We start from the raw sequence: 21,706 nt of genomic DNA, 5'->3' as shown, positions 1-21,706 counted from the left end.
GAACTAAAGTGCCCTATCTCTGTGAACAGTAAAGCAGATCATTCAGCAGGAGAGGTTGAAAGCAACCTAGAGCAAATTCATTTAAAAGGAGCTGGGAGTTTAATGCCTAATCCGCTTGATCCGACAACAATTCCCAAGTTTAAGAATGAATTTTCCGTCCCACCTGTATATATGCCTACAGTAGTTAAACACCCAAGGACCGGCAAAATAAAAAGCCACGATTATGAGGTGACAGTCAGCCAATTCACCCAACAAATTCTACCTATAGGTTTTCCTGAAACAACCGTATGGGGCTATGGCGGCAAAGTCAGGATTCCTGAAACCAATGAGATCATACCTGATTTCAGGTCTACACCTGGTCCAACTTTTGAAGCCAAAAGACACATTCCAATCAATGTGCAGTGGAGTAACAACCTAACCGAACCACATCCGTTGGCAGTAGATCCCACTCTCCACTGGGCTGACCCCAATAAAATGGGAATGCCTATGCCCCCCTTCCCAGCGTTCCCACCAGGATTTCCTTTAGCCCAAAGCCCTGTGCCAACTGTTCCTCACTTGCACGGCGGAGAGACTGAACCATCTTCTGATGGTTACCCAGAAGCATGGTTTACTGCTGGGGAAGCTATAACTGGACCTGCTTTTGTTAAATCTCGCTATCACTACGTTAATGAGCAGGAACCGACCACGCTATGGTATCATGACCATGTGTTAGGCATGACCCGCCTGAATGTCATGATGGGGCTTGCTGGTTTCTATTTGTTACGGGACCCCCGCAACCAGCTCGATGGAAAAGATTCCGTGCTGCCGCACGGCAAATATGAGCTTCCGATGGTCATCCAAGACCGGTCCTTCTTCGACGACGGCTCCTTGGCGTATCCCAATAATGGAGTAGTTCCGAATATTCATCCTTACTGGATACCAGGGTTTCTAGGTAATACGATCATGGTTAATGGCAAGGTATGGCCTAATTTAGATGTTGAACCCAGACAATATCGTTTTCGAATTTTGAACGGATCTAATGATCGTTTCTATAATCTGGCGTTCTCGAACCAGATGCCATTTATGCAAATCGGCACAGATGGTGGCTACCTGCCAAAACCTGTTCAGCTCGGCGCCTTGCTCATTGCTCCTAGCGAAAGGGTTGATCTCCTTGTAGATTTCTCCCAACTATCACCGGGCACTCAATTAATTATGACTAATACTGCCAATGCTCCGTTCCCAAATGGGAATCCTCCTGATCCCCAGACAACAGGACAGATTATGCAGTTTACTGTGCTTAACAAACCCGCAGTGGTACCCCCACCTTTGCCTAAAGTCTTGAATGTTCTATACCCGCTCAAACGTGACAGCAAAAAACGCACCTTGACCCTCTATCTAGTTTTAGGCCCCACGGGACCATTAGAATTTTTGCTGGACGGTCAGAAATGGCATATGCCTACCTCCGAACTCCCTTTAGTAGGAACGACCGAGGACTGGCAAATCGTAAACCTAACTGGAGGGGCTCATCCGATTCATATCCACTTAATTCAGTTCCGGCTGATCAGTCGTCAGGAGTTTTTGGTTAATAACTATACGAATGATTGGTTAGCCTTAAACGGTGCACCCCCGCTTGAGCATCCAACTAAATTGTTGCCTGTGGAACCTTACCTGCTGGATGGACCAATTAACCCACCAGCTCATGAAAATGGCTGGAAAGATACAATACAAGCTTATCCAGGACAAGTAACTACGATCAGGATTCGATTTGCGCCTCAAGACGAGGTGGTTTCAATCCCCGGCATTAACCAATTTCCATTCAATCCTGCCGCGGAGCCGGGTTATGTTTGGCACTGCCATATTCTCGACCACGAAGACAATGATATGATGCGTCCCTACAAAGTCAGAAATCCACATGAGGATTGTTAGTTAACGTTAGTCACTGCATACAATATAATAACAGTCATGTTAAACACCCTCATCTCAACTTATTGGATAGGTGTTATTTATTGGACTATTCTTTAAAAATATCATCTGCATTATCAGTTTCATAAGGAGATATTTACAGAATCTGTTAATGTTGAAGAGAGGTTTGGGCCTTTTTCATAAGTGACATCATTAGAACCAAAATGGTTATAGAAAGAATAAACACTGGTATGAATCCTATAGCAAGCAGAAATGGAGTTATTACCCCTAAGAGATGTCATTTTAAAGTTACATTTGGGTTGTCCTCATAAGCCGAGTCGATAAGGCATAACTGATTTAATAGTTCCGCAAATAAGTAATACAGATTTTTTAATCGGTTAGCGTCTTTTATTATCCCATAAGCTTGAAAATAAAGTTCATCGACTCCTTGTGGAAATTCTGTTCCAAACCATCCCTCATCATCCTTAACCTCTAAAGAAATATCTCGTTGAAGTTGAATTAATTCACGTATCTTCGAGTTTGAAAATAGTTTAGTTAATTTGTCAGGATCATTTCCCTTAATAATAAACTCCTCGTCAAACTCTAAAAAACCAACTTTGATATCCTGCAAACCAAAAAGTTTCCCCAAATTACTGAAAAGGCCTTTCCGATAAATTTTAAATCTAAAACCGTCTTTATTTACGTAAGGGGCTCTCAGTCTGGTAAAAGTTGTAGAAGTCTTTCCATCAGAAACCGTAAATGTATCCAAAGTAATCACCCATTCTTTGACTTTAGCAATTATTTTGTTTCCTCCAAAAAGTCCTCCATTAACAAAATTCGCTTCAATTTCATCGCTTACTCTTGTCCATACCTCTTCTTTGCTTGGCCCGAATACTTCTCTTAATACACTCATAATGATACCTCCAAGCGAGTTATTATCTCTAATCCACATTTAAAGGTTATATCATAGGTCCCATACTATAGGTAGAAATCCTTTATTTATCTCATATTAAATTACCTAAACACCCATAGGTAAAAAACACAGTAATCAGGCTATGAATCTGATTACTGTTGCAAAATCCGGCAAGCCAACCGAGTCCATGGCCCAGCCTGTATGGGGTCATCAAGGACACGGATCTTGATGAATTAGCAACTATAACGAAGCGCAGATCAAAAATAAGCCCATAACTCAAATCAGCTTTTCACAACAAAAGAATTGCCCTTTTCTAAAAATAACTTTTCCAGTCACTACATAACCAAGTTTTTTGTAAAAACTTACTGCTCTCAGATTGTTGGCAAAAACATCTAATCGAATAGCACCATATTGGTTTTCCTTCGCTAATTTTTCAATGAATATTACCAAACTTTGCGCAATTCCTTTTCCTTCATGCTTAGGATGGACCATTAGTCTATGTATTACTGCAGCCTTTTTGCTGTCATGCTTCCATTTGACTTCTTTGTATTCTGGATCTTGATGTTCATTTAAGACGATGCAAGCCACTATCTGCTCTGAGTTATCAGATACTGCAATATATAGGGAGTCTCTTTTAATATCATCTAAGAATATTTCTTTGTTTGGATAGACATCGTCCCATTGATCGATCAAATTATCCATCATGTTATGAGAACAATCTTTGTATAATTGCAAGATTCCTTCAATGTCTTTTTCCAAAGCTTTAATGATTTCTATGCCCATCTCCTCCATCGTTTCACATATAGTACTCAAAATTTCCTCTGCAGGTTTGCCTTGATTAAAGACTCCGTACTTATCAACCATGTGTCGAGTCAAGCTAAGGAGTCGTTTAGTGCATACTCCGCTGCGGCATCCGCATGTAAAAGCGCCGTGTCATATACAGGCAAAATACTGTCTTCCTGCTTTATCAGTAGACCAATTTCAGTGCACCCTAGAATTACCCCTTGGGCGCCTCGTTTTTGGAGTGAAAGGATAATGTCCTTGAAACATTCGCGTGATGACGCTGTTACTTTACCTAAAATCAGCTCTTTGTTAATAATTTCATGGATTTTTTCAATGTGATCCTTTTCAGGAATCAGGACATTAATACCATGATCCACTAACACGTTTTTATAGAAATCCTTTTCCATAGTAAAGCGTGTGCCTAGTAAGGCAACGGTTCTTATATTATCCTGCAAAAGCCGATCGGTTGTAACCTCTGCGATGTGTAAAAAAGGAAGGTCAACGGCCGTTTTGATTCTTGGTGCGACAATATGCATTGTATTTGTAGCTAGTATTATAAAATCAGCCCCACCAGCTTTTAGTGATAACGCCGCTTCCGACAAAATGTCGCCAGCACGATCCCAGTCGCCATTTTTATGAACATCTTTTATATCCTGATATTGAATATTATATAAGATACACTTTGCACTATGGTATCCGCCCAATTTCTGGTTAATGTAACGGTTTAGCTCAAGATAGTAGGTAGCAGTAGATTCCCAACTCATTCCACCAATTAAACCGACTGTTTTCATTTTAGTATCCCTTTCAGCTAATTCGCACTTTCTAATTTCAATACCGTTCAAAAAATATCACCATAAACGACAGATTCAATTAAACTATGCCTTCTTTTGCCAAGTGCCTTTTTAACAATCCCACAAACCTATTTAACCATCGTGCTTTCAAGCCGTGTTCAGATATATATACACCGGTGAGAATCAAGAAACCGCCTGCGATTGCTAAACTAGTTACACGAGAACCGATGTGACCATAGAGATCAACGGAACTATAGTTTAAGGTTTGTATCCCAAAAGCTATCTTAAGCCATGAGGGATGTATGAGTAACGAACACCGATGATGAAAACCTCCATTTTAGTCATTTCTCTCAATATGGAACAGTCAGCCTAATCAAGAATTGCAACAACTTTATTTACTTTTTCAAGTGCGCTTGGGTTGATTTTCAAGGTGCATGTTGCTTCTCCCGAGCCTCCATATATAAAAGAGTATTGAAATAACCGTTTGTCTACTACGCAAGGTAAATCATGTCCCACCATAGAGATACTTCCTACGGAACAACCAGTTATTTTTTCAACTTCCCTTGCCCCGGCTAGCTTTACCTTGTTGCAGCCTAAAAGACTTGCAACTTCATCTAAATTCACGTGACCCCGGTCACCGGACACAATTAATGCGAAGAAACCCATGTCGGTCTTTAGAATTAGCGTCGGGGCAGTTTGACCGATGGTTATCCCGAAGTACGTTGCGCCCTCCTGCGCAGTATGGATCGGAACCTTATGGTTGATTAGCTCAAATGGAACGTTTTTTTCTTGGAAGCGCACTTGTAGTTTTTCCATAGCCGTTCCCCCCTTATCTGCTAAGTGTCAATAATATACAATCAGTTGTTTGTCACGAATCTCCTCTATCTATGACTTTGGAGGATTTCATTGAATTAATCATGATGTATGGTAGCGAGCCTCTTCAGCTGACCCGCAAGGTATATGCCAAGATCTATACTGATCGCGCTTTGGAGCATTAGTTCTATGGAACGATCGTAGAGCATGGTGGCATTGGCCTGGACTTCTTCATCCCCTTCCCAAACTATAACACACAAGGGTATTTCAGGAAATGCCCTAAAGACTACGGACGTATTGTCGAAGGGACCCGCTTGAGCGCCCAAAGAGCGTGCAACCGTCATTAACCGACTGGCTTGATGTCCAAACGTCTCGATCAGCACTGAGATAGCCGTTTTATGAAACGCGGAATAAAATATCATTCCACCCGGTATTTCTTTAATGCTCACCCAGCCTGGGGTGGATTCAGGCAGCGGATGCGCATAGGCTAAATAATTGAGGATAATAATCGTAGCCACTACATCGGGAACCTGACTGTCTGCTTTCCTGTAGATAGTCTCCATATCGCAGTCTGCGATATACTCCTCGGCAAAGAAGATCACAATATACTGACGGGTGACCCTGCTATAGGAAACAGCGCGTGCCACCGTTATCTCCTCAGGGGCGCGTTTCTTAATATCTTGCCAAAATTTGTTATAAACAACATCATAATTGGATTCAGTGTCTATTCCCATGGAGCCCATTTTCTGTCACATCCTTTCTTATCTTTTGAGTTAGCTATTAACTGTCCAAAGCCGAAGGGCAGGGCATACCCTTTGTTTAAGATAATGCATAATCCTGTTTTAAACCGAGAATAATAGCGCTTCCTCTCCCCATTCTACATAATTAGGGAATACTCCTTTTAATTAAAAAAATCAATTGAAAAACCAAAACGCTCAAAACGCGCCGGTTTTTCAATTGATTTTTCACTAACTCTAAGTCGTCTCATATTTGCTTTAACTCACTTGTTATCTACCTTGTTATCTACATATCTCACCGAAATATGTGTGGCATCGCAAAAAGGCTTGTTACTTGATTTACCACATCGACAAAGAGCGACTCGATTTCTCACTTCATATGTTAAGCCATCTGAGGACTCAATTGGTATATTTCCTTTAACAAAAATTGAAGCACTAACTTTTTTCTCAGGGTCTTGAAGAATTTCAATCGAGGGCTCAAATATCGGTTCGATTAAATTTCCATTTTTATCTACGGCAACAAGTCTGCCTGCAGGACAATCACTTGCTGCTTTTATCGCCTCTTCTCTACATTTAGGATTAGCGGATTCATCTGTAAGCTCCCAAACATTTCCATCTTGTCTGTGGCAAAACCTAGCAAATGCGCAACGATCATCATCCAATAGATCCAGATTTGATCCTTCTTGCCTGGACGCTCTATCTATATAATTTTCTTGCGATGCAGTCTCTGTTCCGTCAAATTTATAGATATCATGAGAACCATCACAAAAAGGCGGATTTTTAGACTTTCCGCAGCGACAAAGTGCATAGTTCTCAGGCTGCGGGAATGAACGCCCCTCTTTATATTCATAGCCTTTACCTTTAGGTGCAATAATCTTCTCAGATAAAGGTACATTTCCTGTAACAATATAGGGACCATTCTTTATTATCTTTATTTTGCGTTCTTGATTTTTATCCGACATAACTTACATCACCTCTTATTATCATGTGTCTCTAAAAAAGAATGTATACAGGGAGGCAAGTCTATGATGAAACGCAATATTTTGCCGTGATTTGTAAAGGTCCAAAGTGCAACGACCACTTTGGACCTTGCTCGTACTAGTTAGAAAGCAAAACTTTTTTGTTTTTTCAAGAAAATCAAGATCTATACTACACATTCAAATGACTATTCCTCTAACCTGGAAAAATCCAAAGTAGCAAAAAGATCTTCAAGCGTCTCCGCTCGCCGAATCATTTCAACACTACCGTCCATTTTGAGCAGCAACTCTGCCGAGCGTAATTTACCATTGTAGTTAAATCCCATAGCATGGCCGTGTGCTCCAGTATCGTGGATAACAGCAATATCATCAATATCTATTCTGGGCAACGCCCGATCTATTGCAAACTTGTCGTTGTTCTCACACAACCCCCCTGTGACATCATAAATGTAATCACACGGCCACTCTTCTTTCCCCATCACTGTTAAATGGTGATAGGCGTCATAGAGTCCAGGACGCATTAAGTCGGCCATACAGGCATCTAAACCTACATAATTTTTGTAGATTTCTTTCTTATGCAATACCTTGGTTACTAAATAACCATAGGGACCCAAGATCATCCGTCCACTCTCCATTGCGATCTTCAAAGGGTCCAACCCCTTATCTACAATCAATTTGTCATAAGCATTCTTTATCCCTCTACTTACAGCCTCCAGACTAACTGGTTCTTGCTCTGGTCGATAAGGAATACCAATACCCCCGCCCAAATTGACGAATTCAATTCTAATCCCTAACTTCTCGTATATCTCACCTATAAGTTTAAACATCATTATAGCAGTCTCAATAAAAAACTTAGAATCAAGTTCATTGGATATAATCATCGTGTGGATACCAAAGCGCTCTGCTCCTTTTTCTCGGGCAGTCTGATAGGCTTCAAAGATTTGAGCCTTTGTTAAACCATATTTAGCGTCAGCTGGTTTACCAATGATCGCATTTCCCCCATCGCGTAAACGACCAGGATTATAGCGAAACGATATAATTTTTGGCATACCAATATATTCTTCTAAATAATCGATATGAGTTATATCATCGAGATTAATGATTGCACCTAATTCTTTGGCTTTTTTATATTCGAGAGCAGGCGTATTATTGGAAGAAAACATAATATTCTCGTCAAAAATTCGAGCTTTTTCCGCTAAAATAAGTTCTGCCAGTGAACTACAATCTGCTCCGAATCCTTCCTCACGTAAGATTTTAAGGATATAGGGGTTAGGTGTTGCTTTGACCGCAAAGTACTCTTTGAACTCAGGTGCCCAACTGAAAGCTTCAATTAATTTACGGGCATTTTCCCGAATAGCCCTTTCATCGTAAATATGAAACGGTGAACCGTATTGCTCGATCATTGTCTCCAACTGTTCCTTGGTAAAAGGTAATATTTTTTCTGCCACTATTGTTCCCCCCACATCAATGAATCTCTTCTAATAATAAAAAGAGCAGTTTAAAGAGTGCACTCCAAACTGCTACAATATTAAGCGATAGTGCTCCACCCAACTTTTAGGTGACAATTACTTACACATCTAATATTATCAAGTTATTATATTATGCGACAACGTTTAGATAAATGTCAATCTATATTCTAACTTGTTTTCAATGCTAAGATAGGAATTTTTGGCTTGATTTCCTCCAATCTCTTAAGCAGACAAATCCAGCTAAAAACATAATGGAAAAATCCCTAAATACGTGGTATAAACTAATTTTTTCCGGTCCACCAAATCCAAAACATCCACATCCATAAGGCAGGATATTGCTATAATTTAAGATTATCTGAATAAAGAAAAACAAGGACAGCAAAAACAAAAACCCACTAGAATGCTTCGTTTTCCAATTCAAAACTAGAGATAATCCAGCCAATATTTCCAACCAAGGAAACACTATGGCGATCATTAAGGCCAGTGAATCCGGCAAAAAGGAGTAATATGCCAAAATGGTGGCTTTAAAAAGATACAGATTGAAAACCTTTGATCCTCCAGCAAATAGGTATATACCTGCTAATAATAACTTAAAAATCAACTCGTCCCACCTGTTTCTCTAAAAAAATCCTTGTACTCCTCAACTGTTTTAAGTCCTCCGGTAATGCCCTTTATTATATTATGGTTGCCATATACATAAAGAGTTGGAGTTCCTTGTATTTGGAGGTCTTTGCGTAAATACTCAAATTTTTGTACATCGACCTTCACAATATTCTTGATCGTAAGTTCTTTCACTGCTTGTATCAACTTGGGTTCAGACTTAATACACTCCTCACAGGTTGGCGAATAGAAATAGACATAGAAACTTTCACCATTAGCTATCATTTGTTGTAACTGATTTGGTGGAACATCTGGTATCTGGGCTGTTTTGAACGTGCGTGACTGCCATAAATAAATGCCAATGGATAAACAAATCCCCACAATAAAGATTATGAGAAATAATTTTTTCATTTCTTACCACATTCCCGTTTAATAATCATTTACGCTTCGCGTCATTACACTTTTCCCATCTTCGAAAGATCCGGCAACCGTTCTGAATGTCTTTTACCTAAGCTATAAACCACCTTTCGCAAGCTTCTGCTTTTTAGGTTTACTGTTTTTATTTCTCGATACAAATAGAGATTTCATAGCCCAATCTGCTAATAATTCTCTGTTTTCCAAAATATCAACAGGAACTTCGTAATAGGGCATTACCATAGGTTTGTCCGCAAAGGGTTGGAATGGTTCCATTCCAACCCTTTCATAGTCTGACCTATTGGAGTCATCCACCTTAAAATATAGGACGTCATTCGCTAGTATTCCGAAAATCAAACCGTCATAGTAAAGACCAGCACCGCCAAACATCTTTTTAATCGTAATAAAACCCAACTTTCCAAGTTGGTCTACTACATATTCTTTGTAACTTTCGCTAACTGTCATTTAATATCCTCGTTTCATTGTTTCCCCATCCTGTTTTAATAACTTCATTATATAGCTCATTACAATATTTCAGCAACCCATTACGATACCCTTCACTCAATTGGAAACAATCTCAGCGAGGTCTTAGCCCACAAGCATCCACCGAATAATTCCATTTCAAACAATTCGATACCTGACCTTTATCTCCTCCAAGACAACAAAAATCAGCTTAAAAAAGTAAGCCAGGCCGTATTAAAAACGACCTGCCCCTTCATGTTATCACATTAGTTGTTTGCTAGAGAACTATGCAGCTAAGCCCCTATTCACCTGCCAGCATATTTTTGAGGTCAGTCTTTGCATCTCCGGTAAGCTTTAGATTGAAATTTTCTTGTAGGACACTTAAAACACCAGGTGTTACGAATTCAGGAGACTTAGGTCCAACATAGATGTTTTTGACACCTAAGCTAAAGAGCCCCAAGAGAATGGCAATTGCCTTTTGTTCAAACCATGAGAGGACGATACTTAGAGGGAGATCATTCACCCCACAACCAAAGGCATCTGCCAAAGCTAAAGCAATTTTAACTGCAGAACCAGAATTGTTACATTGTCCTAAATCGATATAGCGAGGGATTCCATCAATCGTCCCAAAATCATGGTCATTAAAACGGAACTTACCGCAGGAAGTCGTCAGTATTACGCAATCTTGAGGCACTGAAAGGGCCAATTCCCGGTAGTAGTCTCCACCTTTTCCTGGTGCGTCACAACCAGCGATAACAAAGAAACGTTTTATTTTTCCAGCTTTTACGGCCTCAATGATCTGAGGAGCGATGCCTAAAACGGTGGTATGGTGGAATCCGGTTGTCAAGGTTTTAGAAGATTTCACATTAGCTAATGGTAAGGATAGGGCTTTATTAATAATTGGACTGAAATCATCATCGATGATTTTAACTACTCCTTCTAAACCAGTAACGTCGTAAGACCAGAACCGATCGCTGTAACTCCCTTTGATGGGCATAACACAGTTGGTAGTTCCAAGAATTGCCCCGGGAAATTCTTCGAAAAGTTTACGCTGATCAAACCAAGACTTACCGACATTACCTTTTAAGTGAGCGTATTTTTTCAAGTGAGGATAACCATGCGCAGGTAACATTTCAGAATGCGTGTAAATATTTACGCCTTTCCCTTCACTCTGTTTCAAAAGTTGTTCCAGAGCAAACAGGTTATGACCAGTGACTAAGATACAGTGTCCTTCGATTTTGTCTTCAGTAACAGTTACGGGGGTTGGTGTCCCTAATAAAGCTGTATGGGCTTGATCTAGGACATCCATAATCTTGACAGTAGCAGTTCCGACCTTAAGAGCCATTCCTATTGTTTCTGCTAGATTAAAATTGACGTTAGTCAAGGTTGAATACAAGGCCTCCTGAGTTATTGCATCTACTTCAGGGTCACTATAGCCTAGTTGCCGTGCATGTGTTGCGTAAGCTGCCACACCTTTCAAACCATAGATGATGGTATCTTGCAAACTGGATATATCCGGGTTTTTGCCGCAAACTCCAAATTTAGTACATCCACCACTAGGGGTTTGTTCACATTGATTACAAAACATAGTGAAAGTCTCTTGGTCATTTCCTTTTTTGCCTTCTTGTTTATCTCCAAAACTTGATAATAGTCCTTTAAATAGCATTATTTCAACTCTCCTTTGTTTCTGTATTGCTGTTCGATGGCTTAATGATACTTTAATAACAAAGGTTGAGCTGTGATCGATCAGTCATTTAAGTGTGATAAAATTCACACGCATCTAATTTCCACCTCATTTTTTCTGGATCTAACGTTTTCCTCTAAGATTTCGCGTTTGACAAACTATGCCTTAATTGCATCCTTGATTCTTCGGATCGATATAAACCGAATACGACTAAAAAGTGCTGAGAATTGTTCTCAGCACTTTTTTAGACTATTTTGATTGACTGCTTTAACCCATTAAGCCATTAAGCCATAAGCTTTTGTCCTAGCATTTCGGTGTTTACTTGACTATGATTTATACTCTTCAGAAATTCATCATATTGCTTCCGGCATTTGTTGTCCCACTGCCATTCATAACTGCACTTCTAGAACTAGGAGCGCTACTTCCGTTAGTCATCATATTTCCCTCTGATTGACTCATAAATTGGTTCATTTTATCAAGGTTTTCTTTCCCCATTAGAGCCTTAACATTTGGGTCTGAATTCATGAGATCTTGCATCGCCTTAAAATCCCCTGTTTGCATGGCATTCTGCATTTCTACTGAATTATGGAGATTTTGCATAGCCGTCGAATTCATTAAGGTTTGATGTTGACTTGAGGTAAAAGTTTGCTGCATGAAGCCTTTCATTTGCCCCACCCATCCGCTGCCTTGTTGCTGAGTCGTTCCAGCTAGGGCAGGTAAAGCCATAAGCCCAACTGCTAACGTTGCGGTTCCTACGATGGCGGTGATTTTATTACTTAATTTTTTCATTGTGGATATTCCCCCTAATTTAATCATTTGAAGCTTTGCTTCTCTATGTCCTTAGTATAACCTTGCGATCTGATCTTCTGATGAAAAAGTTGTGAATTTGTCATGAATGAAGGACGTAACAAAAACTATGATTTCGTTACGTCCCTTCGTATTAACTTTATTAACCTTTGATAGCTAGAGATTACGGTTACACTCAATTAGCCTTAATGCATGTAGATCTATGCGATGCATCTTATTTACAAGTGCTTTGGTAACGAAATTCAATAGTAGCAATGTAGTAATGTTCAACTATGCACGAAAACAGCTCTCTTTGGGATAGTTGATAAAGGGAACAATAATAATATATAATGACGATGTCCTAAATCTTATTATGGGTTATATTGGGTGGAGGTTTTATGAAAAATAATAATTGTGGTTCAAATCCTATAACTCTTCCCTATTTTGCACAAGATTTTATCAATCATCTTGCAGTTATCAATAAGTCCAGAAATACTCAATATGCTTATGCCAATGAACTTAATTTGTTTTTTCAGTTCCTATGTAATTCCCTGACTACCTTTCCCTCTTCTCCTGAAGGCATAAATTCATTGTATTATATGGAGAATGTTGGGCATCGCGATATAGAAGCCTATTTAAGCTGGGCCAGAACTGAACGGAACAATGGAGTGCGTGCCCTTGCTCGCAAACAAGCAGTCATAAAGTCCCTTTATCGATATTTATTACGTGAGGATATGATTTCGAAAGATATTACTATCAAACTGGATCCCATAAAAGTCAATCAGAAGCTTCCTAAAGCTCTTGAGCCAAATCAAATTGCTGATCTTACTGACATTTTAAAAAACGGCACTGGTTTATCTAAGGAACAGCTCAAATATCAAGCTTATACAGAAAAACGGAATTACGCAATATTTCTTACGTTTATTGGAACGGGATTGCGTTTATCTGAACTTTGTAATCTCAATCTCACAACAACAAATCTTAATAAAGGTTGCTTTGAGGTGAATCGCAAAGGTGATAAAGAAACAGTTGTATACTTTAATTCCGAAATTGCCGAGGCTTTGAACGATTATATTGGTAATGAACGACCACGTTATGCGCCAGGTAAACCAGAGGCATTATTTCTCTCTATACAAGGAAAACGTATAAGCCCAAGAGCTGTCCAAAATCTTATTACCAGATATATGGAGATTCTTAAAACATTAGGCCATAATACTGACGGTTTTAGCGCTCACAAAATGCGGTCAACGTTTGCCACCCTATTACTACGTGAAACGGATAACCTTGCAATTGTACAAGACGCATTAGGGCATGCCGATCCCAGAACAACAAGGATTTATGCTAAGGTTTTAGATGAACAACTTAAACGTTCGGCTGCATTAATAAAGTTTAAGTAGGGAGTTCGAATAGGATTACCTCATTTCCGCGTACTGGATGCTGTTTTAAAAGCTCAATTCTTGGAGAGTTAACCCAGCTGGCTTATTAAGAATTTCTAAGGGGATCGTCGTTTTACCTAAATCGTGTAAAAGCGCTCCTAAAGTCAGTTCTTTTAGTTGGTTATTCCGGTACCCCATTTCCATTGCTATCAGGGTAGCTAACAACCCGACATTAACAGAATGAACATAAGTATCATTATCAAAATTACGAAATTGATTCAAATTAAAATAAGTGCATGGATTTTTTATTAGTTCGTCAATTATACCATCAACAATCTCAAGAGTAGCCATTAGTTTTTCTTCAGTTACCAAATTGGTGCCATGGTAAATGACTTGCATTGATTCTAAAATATTTTGATACCGTTCCTGGGAAAAGCATTTAGGGGGAATCGCTTTATCCAATTCGTATTGTAATATGTAAACCTGATGGGAGTTTAATAACTCGAGTACACGTGAGGTCACAATTTCTCCTTTGGCAAGTAATAATATCCCCCGTGCATCAAATAAATCCCGAGAAGTAGAAATTCCATGGGCAAAGCCTTTGGTCTGGCAAGGTTTTAATATTAGATTCATCATAATTAGATTCATCATAATTAGCCCCTTTATATCCAGCAATTTTTTCCTCAGTATGAATATTTCATTGCTATCCTGAGCCGCATCATAACATCAACGCTTGTGATTTTTATCAATTGTACACTGAGAAATATTAAGTTGTCTACGCACTTACTACAGATGATGTCGCTCTACTCAAAGCTGGATGCTCTTATTGACCGACGACGAATCCTGGTCAGACCGAGGCTGCTGGTACAGCATGTCATCACTAGCCACTTCCCCCAGCAAGGCGGTGGAAGGAATTCACGCCAGCGATGTTGGACGTAAATTGGATACATTAAGCACTATTTTTAAAAAATCTAATATATTAATAAATAAGACTATCTTAGATTTCTTGCTCGTAAAAGTTTTATCATAGCTGATTATAAAAACATCTTAGATGCATTGTTTAGGCGAAATTTATCTGTTTCGTGGAGGGTTATAGATGAATAAGTTAAAACGTATTTCTAAAGTCTTTGAATCAGCAGAAGAAATTCCTATTGACGACTCCACTCGGATTATTTTGATGAGTGATGTCCATAGGGGGGATGGAGGTTGGGCAGACGATTTTTCTAAGAACCAAAATTTATATTTTGCTGCTTTAAAGCATTACTATAATGAAAATTATATTTATATAGAGATTGGTGATGGCGATGAACTATGGAAGAATAAAAGATTTTCCGACATCATAGGCGTGCACAACAATGCATTTGAGCTTCTTTCGAAATATTATAATGAAGGTAGGCTTTATTTTATTTTTGGGAACCACGATATGCTCAAAAGAAATGATAAATATGTAAAAAAAAATCTCTACCAGTACTTTGATGAACGAGAGAAAAAGTACATCCCGTTATTCGAAAATATTAAGCTTCACGAAGGGTTGGTTTTAAAGCATAGAGAGACAAATCAAAAAATCCTTTTAATTCACGGGCATCAAGTCAGTTTCATGGATTACGAATTGTGGAGGTTCTCAAGATTTTTAGTGAGGTATTTTTGGAGACCACTTGAGTTATTTGGCGTCAATGACCCAACAAGTACGGCCAAAAATTATGATAAAAAAGATGCGGTCGAAAAAAAACTTACAGAGTGGGTAGCCCAAGAAAAACACATGCTGATCGCAGGTCATACTCATAAACCCATGTTCCCAGAAGTAGGTAATCCCCCATATTTTAATGATGGAAGTAGTGTCCATCCTCGTAGTATAACGGGAATTGAAATTGCGGATGGTGATATTACACTGGTCAAATGGACTGTTAAAACAAAAGATGATGGTACCTTGTACATCGCCAGAGAAGTACTGGCAGGACCAAGAAAACTTAAGGATTACCTATCTAGCACTACTTCCCCTTGATCATGGCCCGTTTCGTGCATCGAGTAAACGTAATAGTTGTTCCTTCCAGCTAAGAAAATCAATGCACTGTCAGCCTTAGGCGACCCATTGCAGATAATCCATTACATGATCATCCATGTAGATAATCTTGTAATATTCGGTTGCAGAGCTTCACTAAAGGATACTCGACATCATCGGATATTCTTCATCATCGACTGTCCCTCCGGACCTAAAACGCACTCCGCTATTCAAGAAAGATGAGCGAAAAACTGCATCCGGTCCAAATCGCTCTCGAATTGAATCGATCGTGCGATCAATAGCTCTCTGTTTCTCGAAATCCTTCTCGAAAAGAGAAAGCTGCGTAAAATCATTTCTACATAACTCTGAAACACGAACTCCAAGATGCCGAACGGGCTCCCCTTGCCACAATTCATCAAAAAGTCCGCAAGCTATCTCATGAATAGCATTTGTGCAATCTAGAGCAGAGTTAATCTTGCGTTGGTGAGAACATGAATGGAATTCGTTAGTCTTTAAGGAAACCGAAACTAAACGAGCGCAGTATTCTGCTTGACGAAGTCTTGCTGCTACCGTTTCAGTTAGAGAAAGTAAAACCAGATGAGCAGTTGTCTGATCCTCTACATCAAATGAAATTGTCGTTGAATTGCCGATTCCTTTGATCATAATTCTTCGATTTTCTCTTACGGGCGATGTATCGTTTCCATTCGCATAGTTCCACACTAACCCCCCATGACTTTTCAAAAAAAGCCTTATCATATTCGGATCTGCTTGAGCTAAAGCCCCAATAGTATTAATGGTTCTACTCCGCAACTTTTGGGCAGTCGCTCTCCCAACCATGAACAGTTCTTCGATGGGGAGACACCACATTTTAGCGGCGATCTCATGCGGGAAAATGGTATGTATTTTATCTGGCTTTTTAAGTTCACTAGCCATCTTGGCTAAGATTTTATTGGTAGAGATCCCGATATTTACGGTAAACCCAAGTTCCTCTTTGATACGCTCTTTAATTTTGTAAGCTGTTTCAATGGGTTCGGCATAGACCCTTCCCATATTTGTGAAATCCATAAAATACTCATCGATAGAATACTGCTCAACTAGAGGTGAATACTCGCGAAGGATATCACCAAAAGCACGGCTGCATTGCATATATAGACCATAGTTAGGTGGCACGATGATCAACTCAGGACACTTTGCTTTGGCAGTGTAGATAGTTTCACCTGTTTGTATGTTATATTTTTTGGCAGGAATCGATTTCGTCAAAACAATCCCATGGCGTGTTTCAGGATTACCTCCCACCACAGAAGGGACGGTCCTTAGATCAACTGTTTCTCCGTGTTGAATTCTGTGGACAGCCTCCCAGGAAAGATAGGCAGAATTTACGTCTATATGGAAGATAATCCGATTAGCCATAGCTTCACCCCTTTGAAGAATGTATGTTCCTATTTTACTAAAACATAAGTTCGTAGTAAAGAAAATACATTCGCCAAATTATAACAAAAGCTCTCTATCAGGGTGATGGAGAGTTTTTGTGTCTGTTGTCTCCAAATTTTTGTCTAGACATTTTCTGTTTTTTTAAGTAAAATATTGTTCGTACAGGAACAGTTTTATATAACACTAGGAGGGCTAAGGGATGAGAAAAATTGGCATGACTTTAGTGGCTCTATGTCTGCTGCTAAGTGGATGTGGCACCACTCCGGTAAACCAGAACAGTAAACAAGTTAGTGCAACTGACCAATCCCAGGATATGTACATTATGGCTGGGCGAATTGAATCTGAAGCTCAGGCCAACGTAGCAGCAAAAATCTCGGCACGTGTCTCTAAACTTGCTGTGGACGTTGGGGATAAGGTAACCCAAGGACAACCCCTAATCTATTTAGATAATCAGGATGTTGCCGATCAGGTTAAACAAGCCCAAGCCGCGGTTGATGCCGCTCAGGCTAACTTGGATAAAGCTCTGATAGGGGCTCCGGAGCAACTTGTTCAGGCCCAAGCAAAAGTAGATAGTGCAAAAGTTAATTACGATAATGCCAAGGTTAGCTTGGAGCGGAATGACCAATTATTTCAAGCCGGCAGTATTCCTAAACAACAGCTCGAAGCAGCTCAGGGTCAGTTTGCCACCACCGATACGGCATACAAGAATGCACTGTCAGACTTGGCCTTACTCAATAAAGGACAATCTCAAAATACCATTGATAATTTGCAAGCATTGGTGAATCAATCCCAGGCCGCTTTAGGGTCGGCTCAAGTGCAGTTGAGTAATGGGACAATTGTTGCACCTGTTTCAGGCACCGTCAGCCAGCGCAATATCCACGTCGGTGAAATGGCTGCCCCTAACGTCACGTTGCTTTCCATCGTCGGAGGGACCAATTTGTTCGTCAACGCCAAAGTTCCTACCGATTACCTCAGTCAGTTGAAAGAAGGTCAGAAGGTCTCCATCATGATCGACGAACTGCCGGATAAAAGTTTCACAGGTAGTATTTCTGTGATCAGTCCGGTAGTAGATTTCCACAGCAAACAGATAGAGGTTAAGGTCAAGCTAGACAATAACCAGTCCCTGATTAAACCTGGGATGATGGCTGAAATAGGTATTGGCAACACGAAATAATTGCTTAAGAGGGGGAAGACAGGGATTATGAATGGTAAGCGAAAGGTTCTGATTTTCTCAGTACTTATTATAATGGCGTTAGCCATAGCGGGAGTAGGTATGTATTATTGGTTTGAGAACACCAATTATGTTTCCACCGAGGACGCTCAGGTTACCGGAGATCTGGTGAACGTTACCCCGCAGATCGCCGGAAAACTGCTGGTGTTTAATGTTAGCGAAGGCCAGATGGTGCAAAAAGGTCAAATTCTGGGCAGACAGGACTTGGGAAGTTTACCTGACTCCAGCCTGGAGATGGCTATCATCAGGGCGCCGATTACGGGCATAATCCTCAAAAAGCAAAACTATTTGGGTGTCGTGGTAAGCCCTGGACAAACCTTGGCCATGATGGCTGACTCTAGTCATTTGTACATTAACGCCAACATTGAAGAGACCAAGCTGGAACGCTTGAAACCTGGCCAAGTAGTCGATGTTTCCGTTGATCAGTTTCCAGACAAACGCTTTTCGGGTACGGTAGATTCTATCGGACAGGCATCATCGGCTACTTTCTCCCTTCTGCCTACGAGTACAGGCGGCACTTTTACTAAGGTAGTGCAAAAGATACCGGTGAAGATAACCTTAGCTAAAACCGATGTAAAGTTGTTACCGGGAACCAATGCCGTGATTAAGATTCACGTTAAATAACGGGGTGGCTTATGAAACCTGAAAAACAGGAAGATGGACTGTATAAGTGGTTAGGTTTATTGGTAGTCGTAGTAGGCACATTTATGGCTATCCTAGACACGAGCATTGTCAACATAGCGATTCCCAAGATGATGGCAGTTTTCGGCGTAACCGAAGATAGTATCAAATGGGTGCTAACTGGGTATATGTTAACTATGGGGATGGTAATTCCTTTGACCGGATACTTGGGAGACCGCTTCGGCAGTAAAAAAGTCTACATTTGGGCCTTGACCGTATTTACCGTGGGGTCAGCCTTATGCGGGCTTGCTCCGAGCAACTCGTTCATGATTGTCGCCCGCATCATTCAAGCCCTCGGCGGCGGGATGATTATGCCGGTCGGGATGTCGATGATTTATCAAATGTTCCCCCCCGAAGAAAGAGGAACGGCCTTGGGGGTGTGGGGGATTGCGGCCATGGCTGCTCCTGCTATCGGGCCGACCACGGGCGGATTTATCGTGCAGTATTTGGACTGGCGCCTCATCTTCACAGTTAACATTCCGGTAGGAGTAGTCGGAGTAATTCTAGCTATTCTGCTGCTTAGGGAACTGCCTAAGCGCCCTACCAAAGGATTTGACTGGATTGGCGCGTTTTCTTCCGCAGTAGGACTTAGCTGTTTACTTTATGTATTTGGTGAAAGTTCTATTGACTGGAATGATTTTATTAACATATTATTAATACTAGTTGGAGCATTCAGCTTGGTATTGTTCGTTGTTAATGAGCTTACACACCCCGATCCTCTGCTGGATTTGGGTCTGCTGAAAATTTGGCCCTTTACACTCAGTATCCTTATTTCCAGTATCATCGGTGTTGCGCTGTTTGGCGGGGTTTTTTTGTTGCCTATCTTCTGGCAAAACCTTCAGGGGTTTACCGCGCTGCAGACCGGTATGTTTATGTTTCCCAGTGCTGTTGCCACCGGCATTACCATGCCTATTGGCGGTAGGCTCTTTGATAAGTTTGGGGCTAAGCCTGTTGTACTCCCTGGATTAATTCTCTTAGCGATAACTACTTTTCAGTTGACCACTATCACCCTAAGTACAGACCCTCATACAATTATGATTATCTATATGCTGCGGGGAGTTGGGATTGGACTGGCCATGATGCCGTCTTCCACTGCAGGTATGAACGCAGTGCCTATGCATTTGATTGCCAGGGCTTCGGCTTTGTCCAATGTGGTTAGACAAGTGGCGAATTCTCTAGGGGTTACCATCCTGACAACCTTTATGACCAATACGCAGGTTACAACCTATTACAGGATGGCCGAAAAGGTTAATTGGTTTAATTCAGGCAGTGTATACCTTATGAATGCGGTGAAAGGTCTATTTATGCAGGGTGGTATGTATTCTGGAGATGCTCAAGGAGTCTCAGTTCAAGTAATCTACGGTGTTTTACAACGTCAGGCACTTGTGCAAGCCATTGACGATACGTTTTTTGTGACCTTTTTAATTGTTCTGATCACAGTCGTCTTGGGGCTGCTAATACCCAAACAGAAACCGGTGGTCGAAGCCTCTTCTGGGGATCATCATGTAATAATGGAGTAGGTGGTGACCTATGAATTTCCCTACAGACTTCGCAGATGAAATAGCCAATCTGTTTAAGAGTATCCACAAAACTTATCATGATTATATCTTGTCTCAAGTTGCGTGCCATAATTTCACTGTACCTCAGTTGATGGTACTGCACGAACTGTACCATCACCCGGAGATAACTCTGACCGAACTCAGTGAGCGAGTTGACCTAACAAAGAGCACTGTTTGCGGTATCGTGAATAGACTTGAGTTGCACGGAGCAGTGAAAAAGGTAAAGGTGAGCGAAGACCGACGGATCGTCAGGATATCGCTTACGGAAGAAGTATCTGCAGTACAGGAAAAGTTAGATGCTATTCGCAAAAATTACTTAGCCGAATTGTTTAAGAATACTGATCCTGAAGATCTTGAAAAAATACTTTATGGATTTAAGCTGCTCAACAATGTAATGAAAAACTTCCAACCAGATGAACATTGCCGATTTAAATAATATATAAAACACCAGGTCATCAGTTAATATGAGCCTGGTGTTTTTTGTCGCTACCCATTCCCTAGCAATCTGTGATCATTAATTAATGTGAAAACTTCATTTGAACTTATGCTTTTAATTTAATTCTAATCCCCATTACCTCTTGGAAAAATTCTATATTATTCAGGATATCCCACTTTTCTAAGAGAATGTCTTTGTTACTAATCAGTCTAAGTTGTAACGCATCGGCAGAAGCAAGCACTTCAATCTCACGAATCTTTTGCATGTGTGAAATATCCATGGATTCAGCAATTTTTAAGATCGAAGATAATTTTGACACTAAAATCTTTTCATGATGGCTTAAGACATAATAACTTTGATCAGAGTAAGTCGGAATCCGTGTGGTATGGTATTTGGCGATATTGGCGATTAACTCCAGTTCTTTGTCCGAGAATCCCATGATACTTTGAGTTCGAATAATATTTGAGGAATGGTTGCCATGCTCACTCAAACTAACATAATTGCCAGAATCATGAAGAATCGCGGCCACTTGGAGATACAATTTTTCTTGATCCCCAAGGCGGTGATAATTCCAGGTTTTATCAAACAAGGACAAGGACATTTTCTCGACATAAGAAGCATGTTTTCTATCAACACCATATTTCTCCGCCATATACCAGACGGAACTAATAATATCGTTTTCA

The 21,706-nt window shown here is 40.3% G+C and carries 22 protein-coding genes; 7 read left to right on the top strand and 15 right to left on the bottom strand.

Translation table 11 applies throughout. The features are described from left to right. The first annotated feature begins 102 nt into the window (after positions 1 to 102). Positions 103 to 1,905, top strand: coding sequence for a multicopper oxidase (locus tag DOT_RS25810; protein ID WP_040413507.1), 1,803 nt, complete (start codon positions 103 to 105; stop codon positions 1,903 to 1,905). Positions 1,906 to 2,179: 274 nt separating this feature from the next. Here DOT_RS25810 and DOT_RS25805 read toward each other — a convergent pair whose 3' ends face one another. From DOT_RS25805 to DOT_RS25750, 12 genes are all read right to left on the bottom strand, one after another. Further along, positions 2,180 to 2,794 carry a hypothetical protein gene (locus DOT_RS25805; RefSeq protein ID WP_009624559.1) on the bottom strand — a complete coding sequence of 205 codons (615 nt, stop codon included), beginning with the start codon at positions 2,792 to 2,794 and terminating at the stop codon, positions 2,180 to 2,182. 276 nt (positions 2,795 to 3,070) lie between these two features. Then, positions 3,071 to 3,658, bottom strand: a complete 588-nt coding sequence (locus tag DOT_RS25800; protein ID WP_009624557.1) for a GNAT family N-acetyltransferase — start codon at positions 3,656 to 3,658, stop codon at positions 3,071 to 3,073. Between the two features lie 8 nt (positions 3,659 to 3,666). Continuing rightward, positions 3,667 to 4,368 carry an aspartate/glutamate racemase family protein gene (locus DOT_RS25795; protein ID WP_009624556.1) on the bottom strand — a complete coding sequence of 234 codons (702 nt, stop codon included), beginning with the start codon at positions 4,366 to 4,368 and terminating at the stop codon, positions 3,667 to 3,669. Positions 4,369 to 4,737: 369 nt separating this feature from the next. After that, positions 4,738 to 5,184 (bottom strand): YbaK/EbsC family protein, encoded by a 447-nt coding sequence (locus DOT_RS25790; protein ID WP_009624555.1) that lies wholly within the window; start codon positions 5,182 to 5,184, stop codon positions 4,738 to 4,740. A 95-nt stretch (positions 5,185 to 5,279) separates the two neighbouring features. After that, positions 5,280 to 5,924: a DUF3786 domain-containing protein gene (locus DOT_RS25785; RefSeq protein WP_050809966.1), complete on the bottom strand. Its 645-nt coding sequence runs from the start codon at positions 5,922 to 5,924 to the stop codon at positions 5,280 to 5,282. Between the two features lie 257 nt (positions 5,925 to 6,181). Continuing rightward, entirely contained in the window at positions 6,182 to 6,880 is a 699-nt protein-coding gene (locus tag DOT_RS25780; protein WP_009624553.1) for a CDGSH iron-sulfur domain-containing protein, read from the bottom strand. 203 nt (positions 6,881 to 7,083) lie between these two features. Next, positions 7,084 to 8,343 (bottom strand): diaminopimelate decarboxylase, encoded by a 1,260-nt coding sequence (locus tag DOT_RS25775; protein ID WP_009624552.1) that lies wholly within the window; start codon positions 8,341 to 8,343, stop codon positions 7,084 to 7,086. Between the two features lie 205 nt (positions 8,344 to 8,548). Next, the gene (locus DOT_RS25770) at positions 8,549 to 8,965 is read right to left on the bottom strand and encodes a MauE/DoxX family redox-associated membrane protein (protein WP_009624551.1); all 417 of its coding nucleotides are present in this window, start codon (positions 8,963 to 8,965) and stop codon (positions 8,549 to 8,551) included. Then, the gene (locus tag DOT_RS25765) at positions 8,962 to 9,375 is read right to left on the bottom strand and encodes a thioredoxin family protein (protein WP_009624550.1); all 414 of its coding nucleotides are present in this window, start codon (positions 9,373 to 9,375) and stop codon (positions 8,962 to 8,964) included. Before DOT_RS25765 ends, DOT_RS25770 begins: the two co-directional genes overlap by 4 nt. Before the next feature lie 102 nt (positions 9,376 to 9,477). Further along, positions 9,478 to 9,843, bottom strand: a complete 366-nt coding sequence (locus DOT_RS25760) for a TfoX/Sxy family protein (protein WP_009624549.1) — start codon at positions 9,841 to 9,843, stop codon at positions 9,478 to 9,480. A 298-nt stretch (positions 9,844 to 10,141) separates the two neighbouring features. Further along, on the bottom strand, positions 10,142 to 11,428 hold the full coding sequence (hcp, locus tag DOT_RS25755) for a hydroxylamine reductase (protein WP_009624548.1): 1,287 nt from the start codon (positions 11,426 to 11,428) through the stop codon (positions 10,142 to 10,144). Between the two features lie 438 nt (positions 11,429 to 11,866). Next, positions 11,867 to 12,313: a hypothetical protein gene (locus DOT_RS25750; protein ID WP_009624547.1), complete on the bottom strand. Its 447-nt coding sequence runs from the start codon at positions 12,311 to 12,313 to the stop codon at positions 11,867 to 11,869. A 395-nt stretch (positions 12,314 to 12,708) separates the two neighbouring features. On the opposite strand from DOT_RS25750, the gene DOT_RS25745 reads away from it, so the two are divergent. Further along, entirely contained in the window at positions 12,709 to 13,707 is a 999-nt protein-coding gene (locus DOT_RS25745) for a tyrosine-type recombinase/integrase (RefSeq protein ID WP_009624546.1), read from the top strand. Positions 13,708 to 13,752: 45 nt separating this feature from the next. Here DOT_RS25745 and DOT_RS25740 read toward each other — a convergent pair whose 3' ends face one another. Next, complete coding sequence (locus DOT_RS25740) at positions 13,753 to 14,337, bottom strand: HD domain-containing protein (protein ID WP_009624545.1); 585 nt, start codon at positions 14,335 to 14,337, stop codon at positions 13,753 to 13,755. A gap of 445 nt (positions 14,338 to 14,782) precedes the next feature. Here DOT_RS25740 and DOT_RS25735 point away from each other — a divergent pair, with 445 nt between their 5' ends. After that, positions 14,783 to 15,688 carry a metallophosphoesterase gene (locus DOT_RS25735; protein ID WP_009624544.1) on the top strand — a complete coding sequence of 302 codons (906 nt, stop codon included), beginning with the start codon at positions 14,783 to 14,785 and terminating at the stop codon, positions 15,686 to 15,688. Positions 15,689 to 15,841: 153 nt separating this feature from the next. Here the strand turns inward: DOT_RS25735 and DOT_RS25730 are convergent, their stop codons facing one another. After that, positions 15,842 to 17,095: a DNA polymerase IV gene (locus DOT_RS25730; protein WP_009624543.1), complete on the bottom strand. Its 1,254-nt coding sequence runs from the start codon at positions 17,093 to 17,095 to the stop codon at positions 15,842 to 15,844. Between the two features lie 220 nt (positions 17,096 to 17,315). Here DOT_RS25730 and DOT_RS25725 point away from each other — a divergent pair, with 220 nt between their 5' ends. The 4 genes from DOT_RS25725 to DOT_RS25710 are packed head-to-tail and all read left to right on the top strand — an operon-like array spanning position 17,316 to position 21,023. Next, complete coding sequence (locus DOT_RS25725) at positions 17,316 to 18,290, top strand: efflux RND transporter periplasmic adaptor subunit (protein WP_009624542.1); 975 nt, start codon at positions 17,316 to 17,318, stop codon at positions 18,288 to 18,290. A 27-nt stretch (positions 18,291 to 18,317) separates the two neighbouring features. Continuing rightward, the gene (locus DOT_RS25720) at positions 18,318 to 18,971 is read left to right on the top strand and encodes an efflux RND transporter periplasmic adaptor subunit (RefSeq protein ID WP_009624541.1); all 654 of its coding nucleotides are present in this window, start codon (positions 18,318 to 18,320) and stop codon (positions 18,969 to 18,971) included. An 11-nt stretch (positions 18,972 to 18,982) separates the two neighbouring features. Further along, entirely contained in the window at positions 18,983 to 20,548 is a 1,566-nt protein-coding gene (locus tag DOT_RS25715; protein WP_009624540.1) for a DHA2 family efflux MFS transporter permease subunit, read from the top strand. Positions 20,549 to 20,558: 10 nt separating this feature from the next. Beyond that, entirely contained in the window at positions 20,559 to 21,023 is a 465-nt protein-coding gene (locus tag DOT_RS25710; RefSeq protein ID WP_009624539.1) for a MarR family transcriptional regulator, read from the top strand. Between the two features lie 106 nt (positions 21,024 to 21,129). Here DOT_RS25710 and DOT_RS25705 read toward each other — a convergent pair. Further along, positions 21,130 to 21,706, bottom strand: a 577-nt coding sequence (locus DOT_RS25705) for an HD domain-containing protein (protein WP_040413504.1), incomplete at its 5' end; no start/stop codon positions are given.

Source organism: Desulfosporosinus sp. OT, from assembly GCF_000224515.1.
Taxonomy (GTDB): domain Bacteria; phylum Bacillota; class Desulfitobacteriia; order Desulfitobacteriales; family Desulfitobacteriaceae; genus Desulfosporosinus.
The sequence above is the reverse complement of the archived record's forward strand: the minus strand, read 5'-3'. Positions and strand labels throughout refer to the sequence as shown.

Coding starts and splice junctions, on each gene's coding strand:
- DOT_RS25730 (WP_009624543.1), bottom strand. CDS start 17,095: ATGGCTAATCGGATTATCTTCCATATAGACGTAAATTCTGCCTATCTT.
- DOT_RS25780 (WP_009624553.1), bottom strand. CDS start 6,880: ATGTCGGATAAAAATCAAGAACGCAAAATAAAGATAATAAAGAATGGT.
- DOT_RS25805 (WP_009624559.1), bottom strand. CDS start 2,794: ATGAGTGTATTAAGAGAAGTATTCGGGCCAAGCAAAGAAGAGGTATGG.
- DOT_RS25800 (WP_009624557.1), bottom strand. CDS start 3,658: ATGGTTGATAAGTACGGAGTCTTTAATCAAGGCAAACCTGCAGAGGAA.
- DOT_RS25790 (WP_009624555.1), bottom strand. CDS start 5,184: ATGGAAAAACTACAAGTGCGCTTCCAAGAAAAAAACGTTCCATTTGAG.
- DOT_RS25810 (WP_040413507.1), top strand. CDS start 103: ATGCCTAATCCGCTTGATCCGACAACAATTCCCAAGTTTAAGAATGAA.
- DOT_RS25735 (WP_009624544.1), top strand. CDS start 14,783: ATGAATAAGTTAAAACGTATTTCTAAAGTCTTTGAATCAGCAGAAGAA.
- DOT_RS25765 (WP_009624550.1), bottom strand. CDS start 9,375: ATGAAAAAATTATTTCTCATAATCTTTATTGTGGGGATTTGTTTATCC.
- DOT_RS25785 (WP_050809966.1), bottom strand. CDS start 5,924: ATGGGCTCCATGGGAATAGACACTGAATCCAATTATGATGTTGTTTAT.
- DOT_RS25760 (WP_009624549.1), bottom strand. CDS start 9,843: ATGACAGTTAGCGAAAGTTACAAAGAATATGTAGTAGACCAACTTGGA.
- DOT_RS25725 (WP_009624542.1), top strand. CDS start 17,316: ATGAGAAAAATTGGCATGACTTTAGTGGCTCTATGTCTGCTGCTAAGT.
- DOT_RS25710 (WP_009624539.1), top strand. CDS start 20,559: ATGAATTTCCCTACAGACTTCGCAGATGAAATAGCCAATCTGTTTAAG.
- DOT_RS25740 (WP_009624545.1), bottom strand. CDS start 14,337: ATGATGAATCTAATTATGATGAATCTAATATTAAAACCTTGCCAGACC.
- DOT_RS25720 (WP_009624541.1), top strand. CDS start 18,318: ATGAATGGTAAGCGAAAGGTTCTGATTTTCTCAGTACTTATTATAATG.
- hcp (WP_009624548.1), bottom strand. CDS start 11,428: ATGTTTTGTAATCAATGTGAACAAACCCCTAGTGGTGGATGTACTAAA.
- DOT_RS25750 (WP_009624547.1), bottom strand. CDS start 12,313: ATGAAAAAATTAAGTAATAAAATCACCGCCATCGTAGGAACCGCAACG.
- DOT_RS25745 (WP_009624546.1), top strand. CDS start 12,709: ATGAAAAATAATAATTGTGGTTCAAATCCTATAACTCTTCCCTATTTT.
- DOT_RS25795 (WP_009624556.1), bottom strand. CDS start 4,368: ATGAAAACAGTCGGTTTAATTGGTGGAATGAGTTGGGAATCTACTGCT.
- DOT_RS25715 (WP_009624540.1), top strand. CDS start 18,983: ATGAAACCTGAAAAACAGGAAGATGGACTGTATAAGTGGTTAGGTTTA.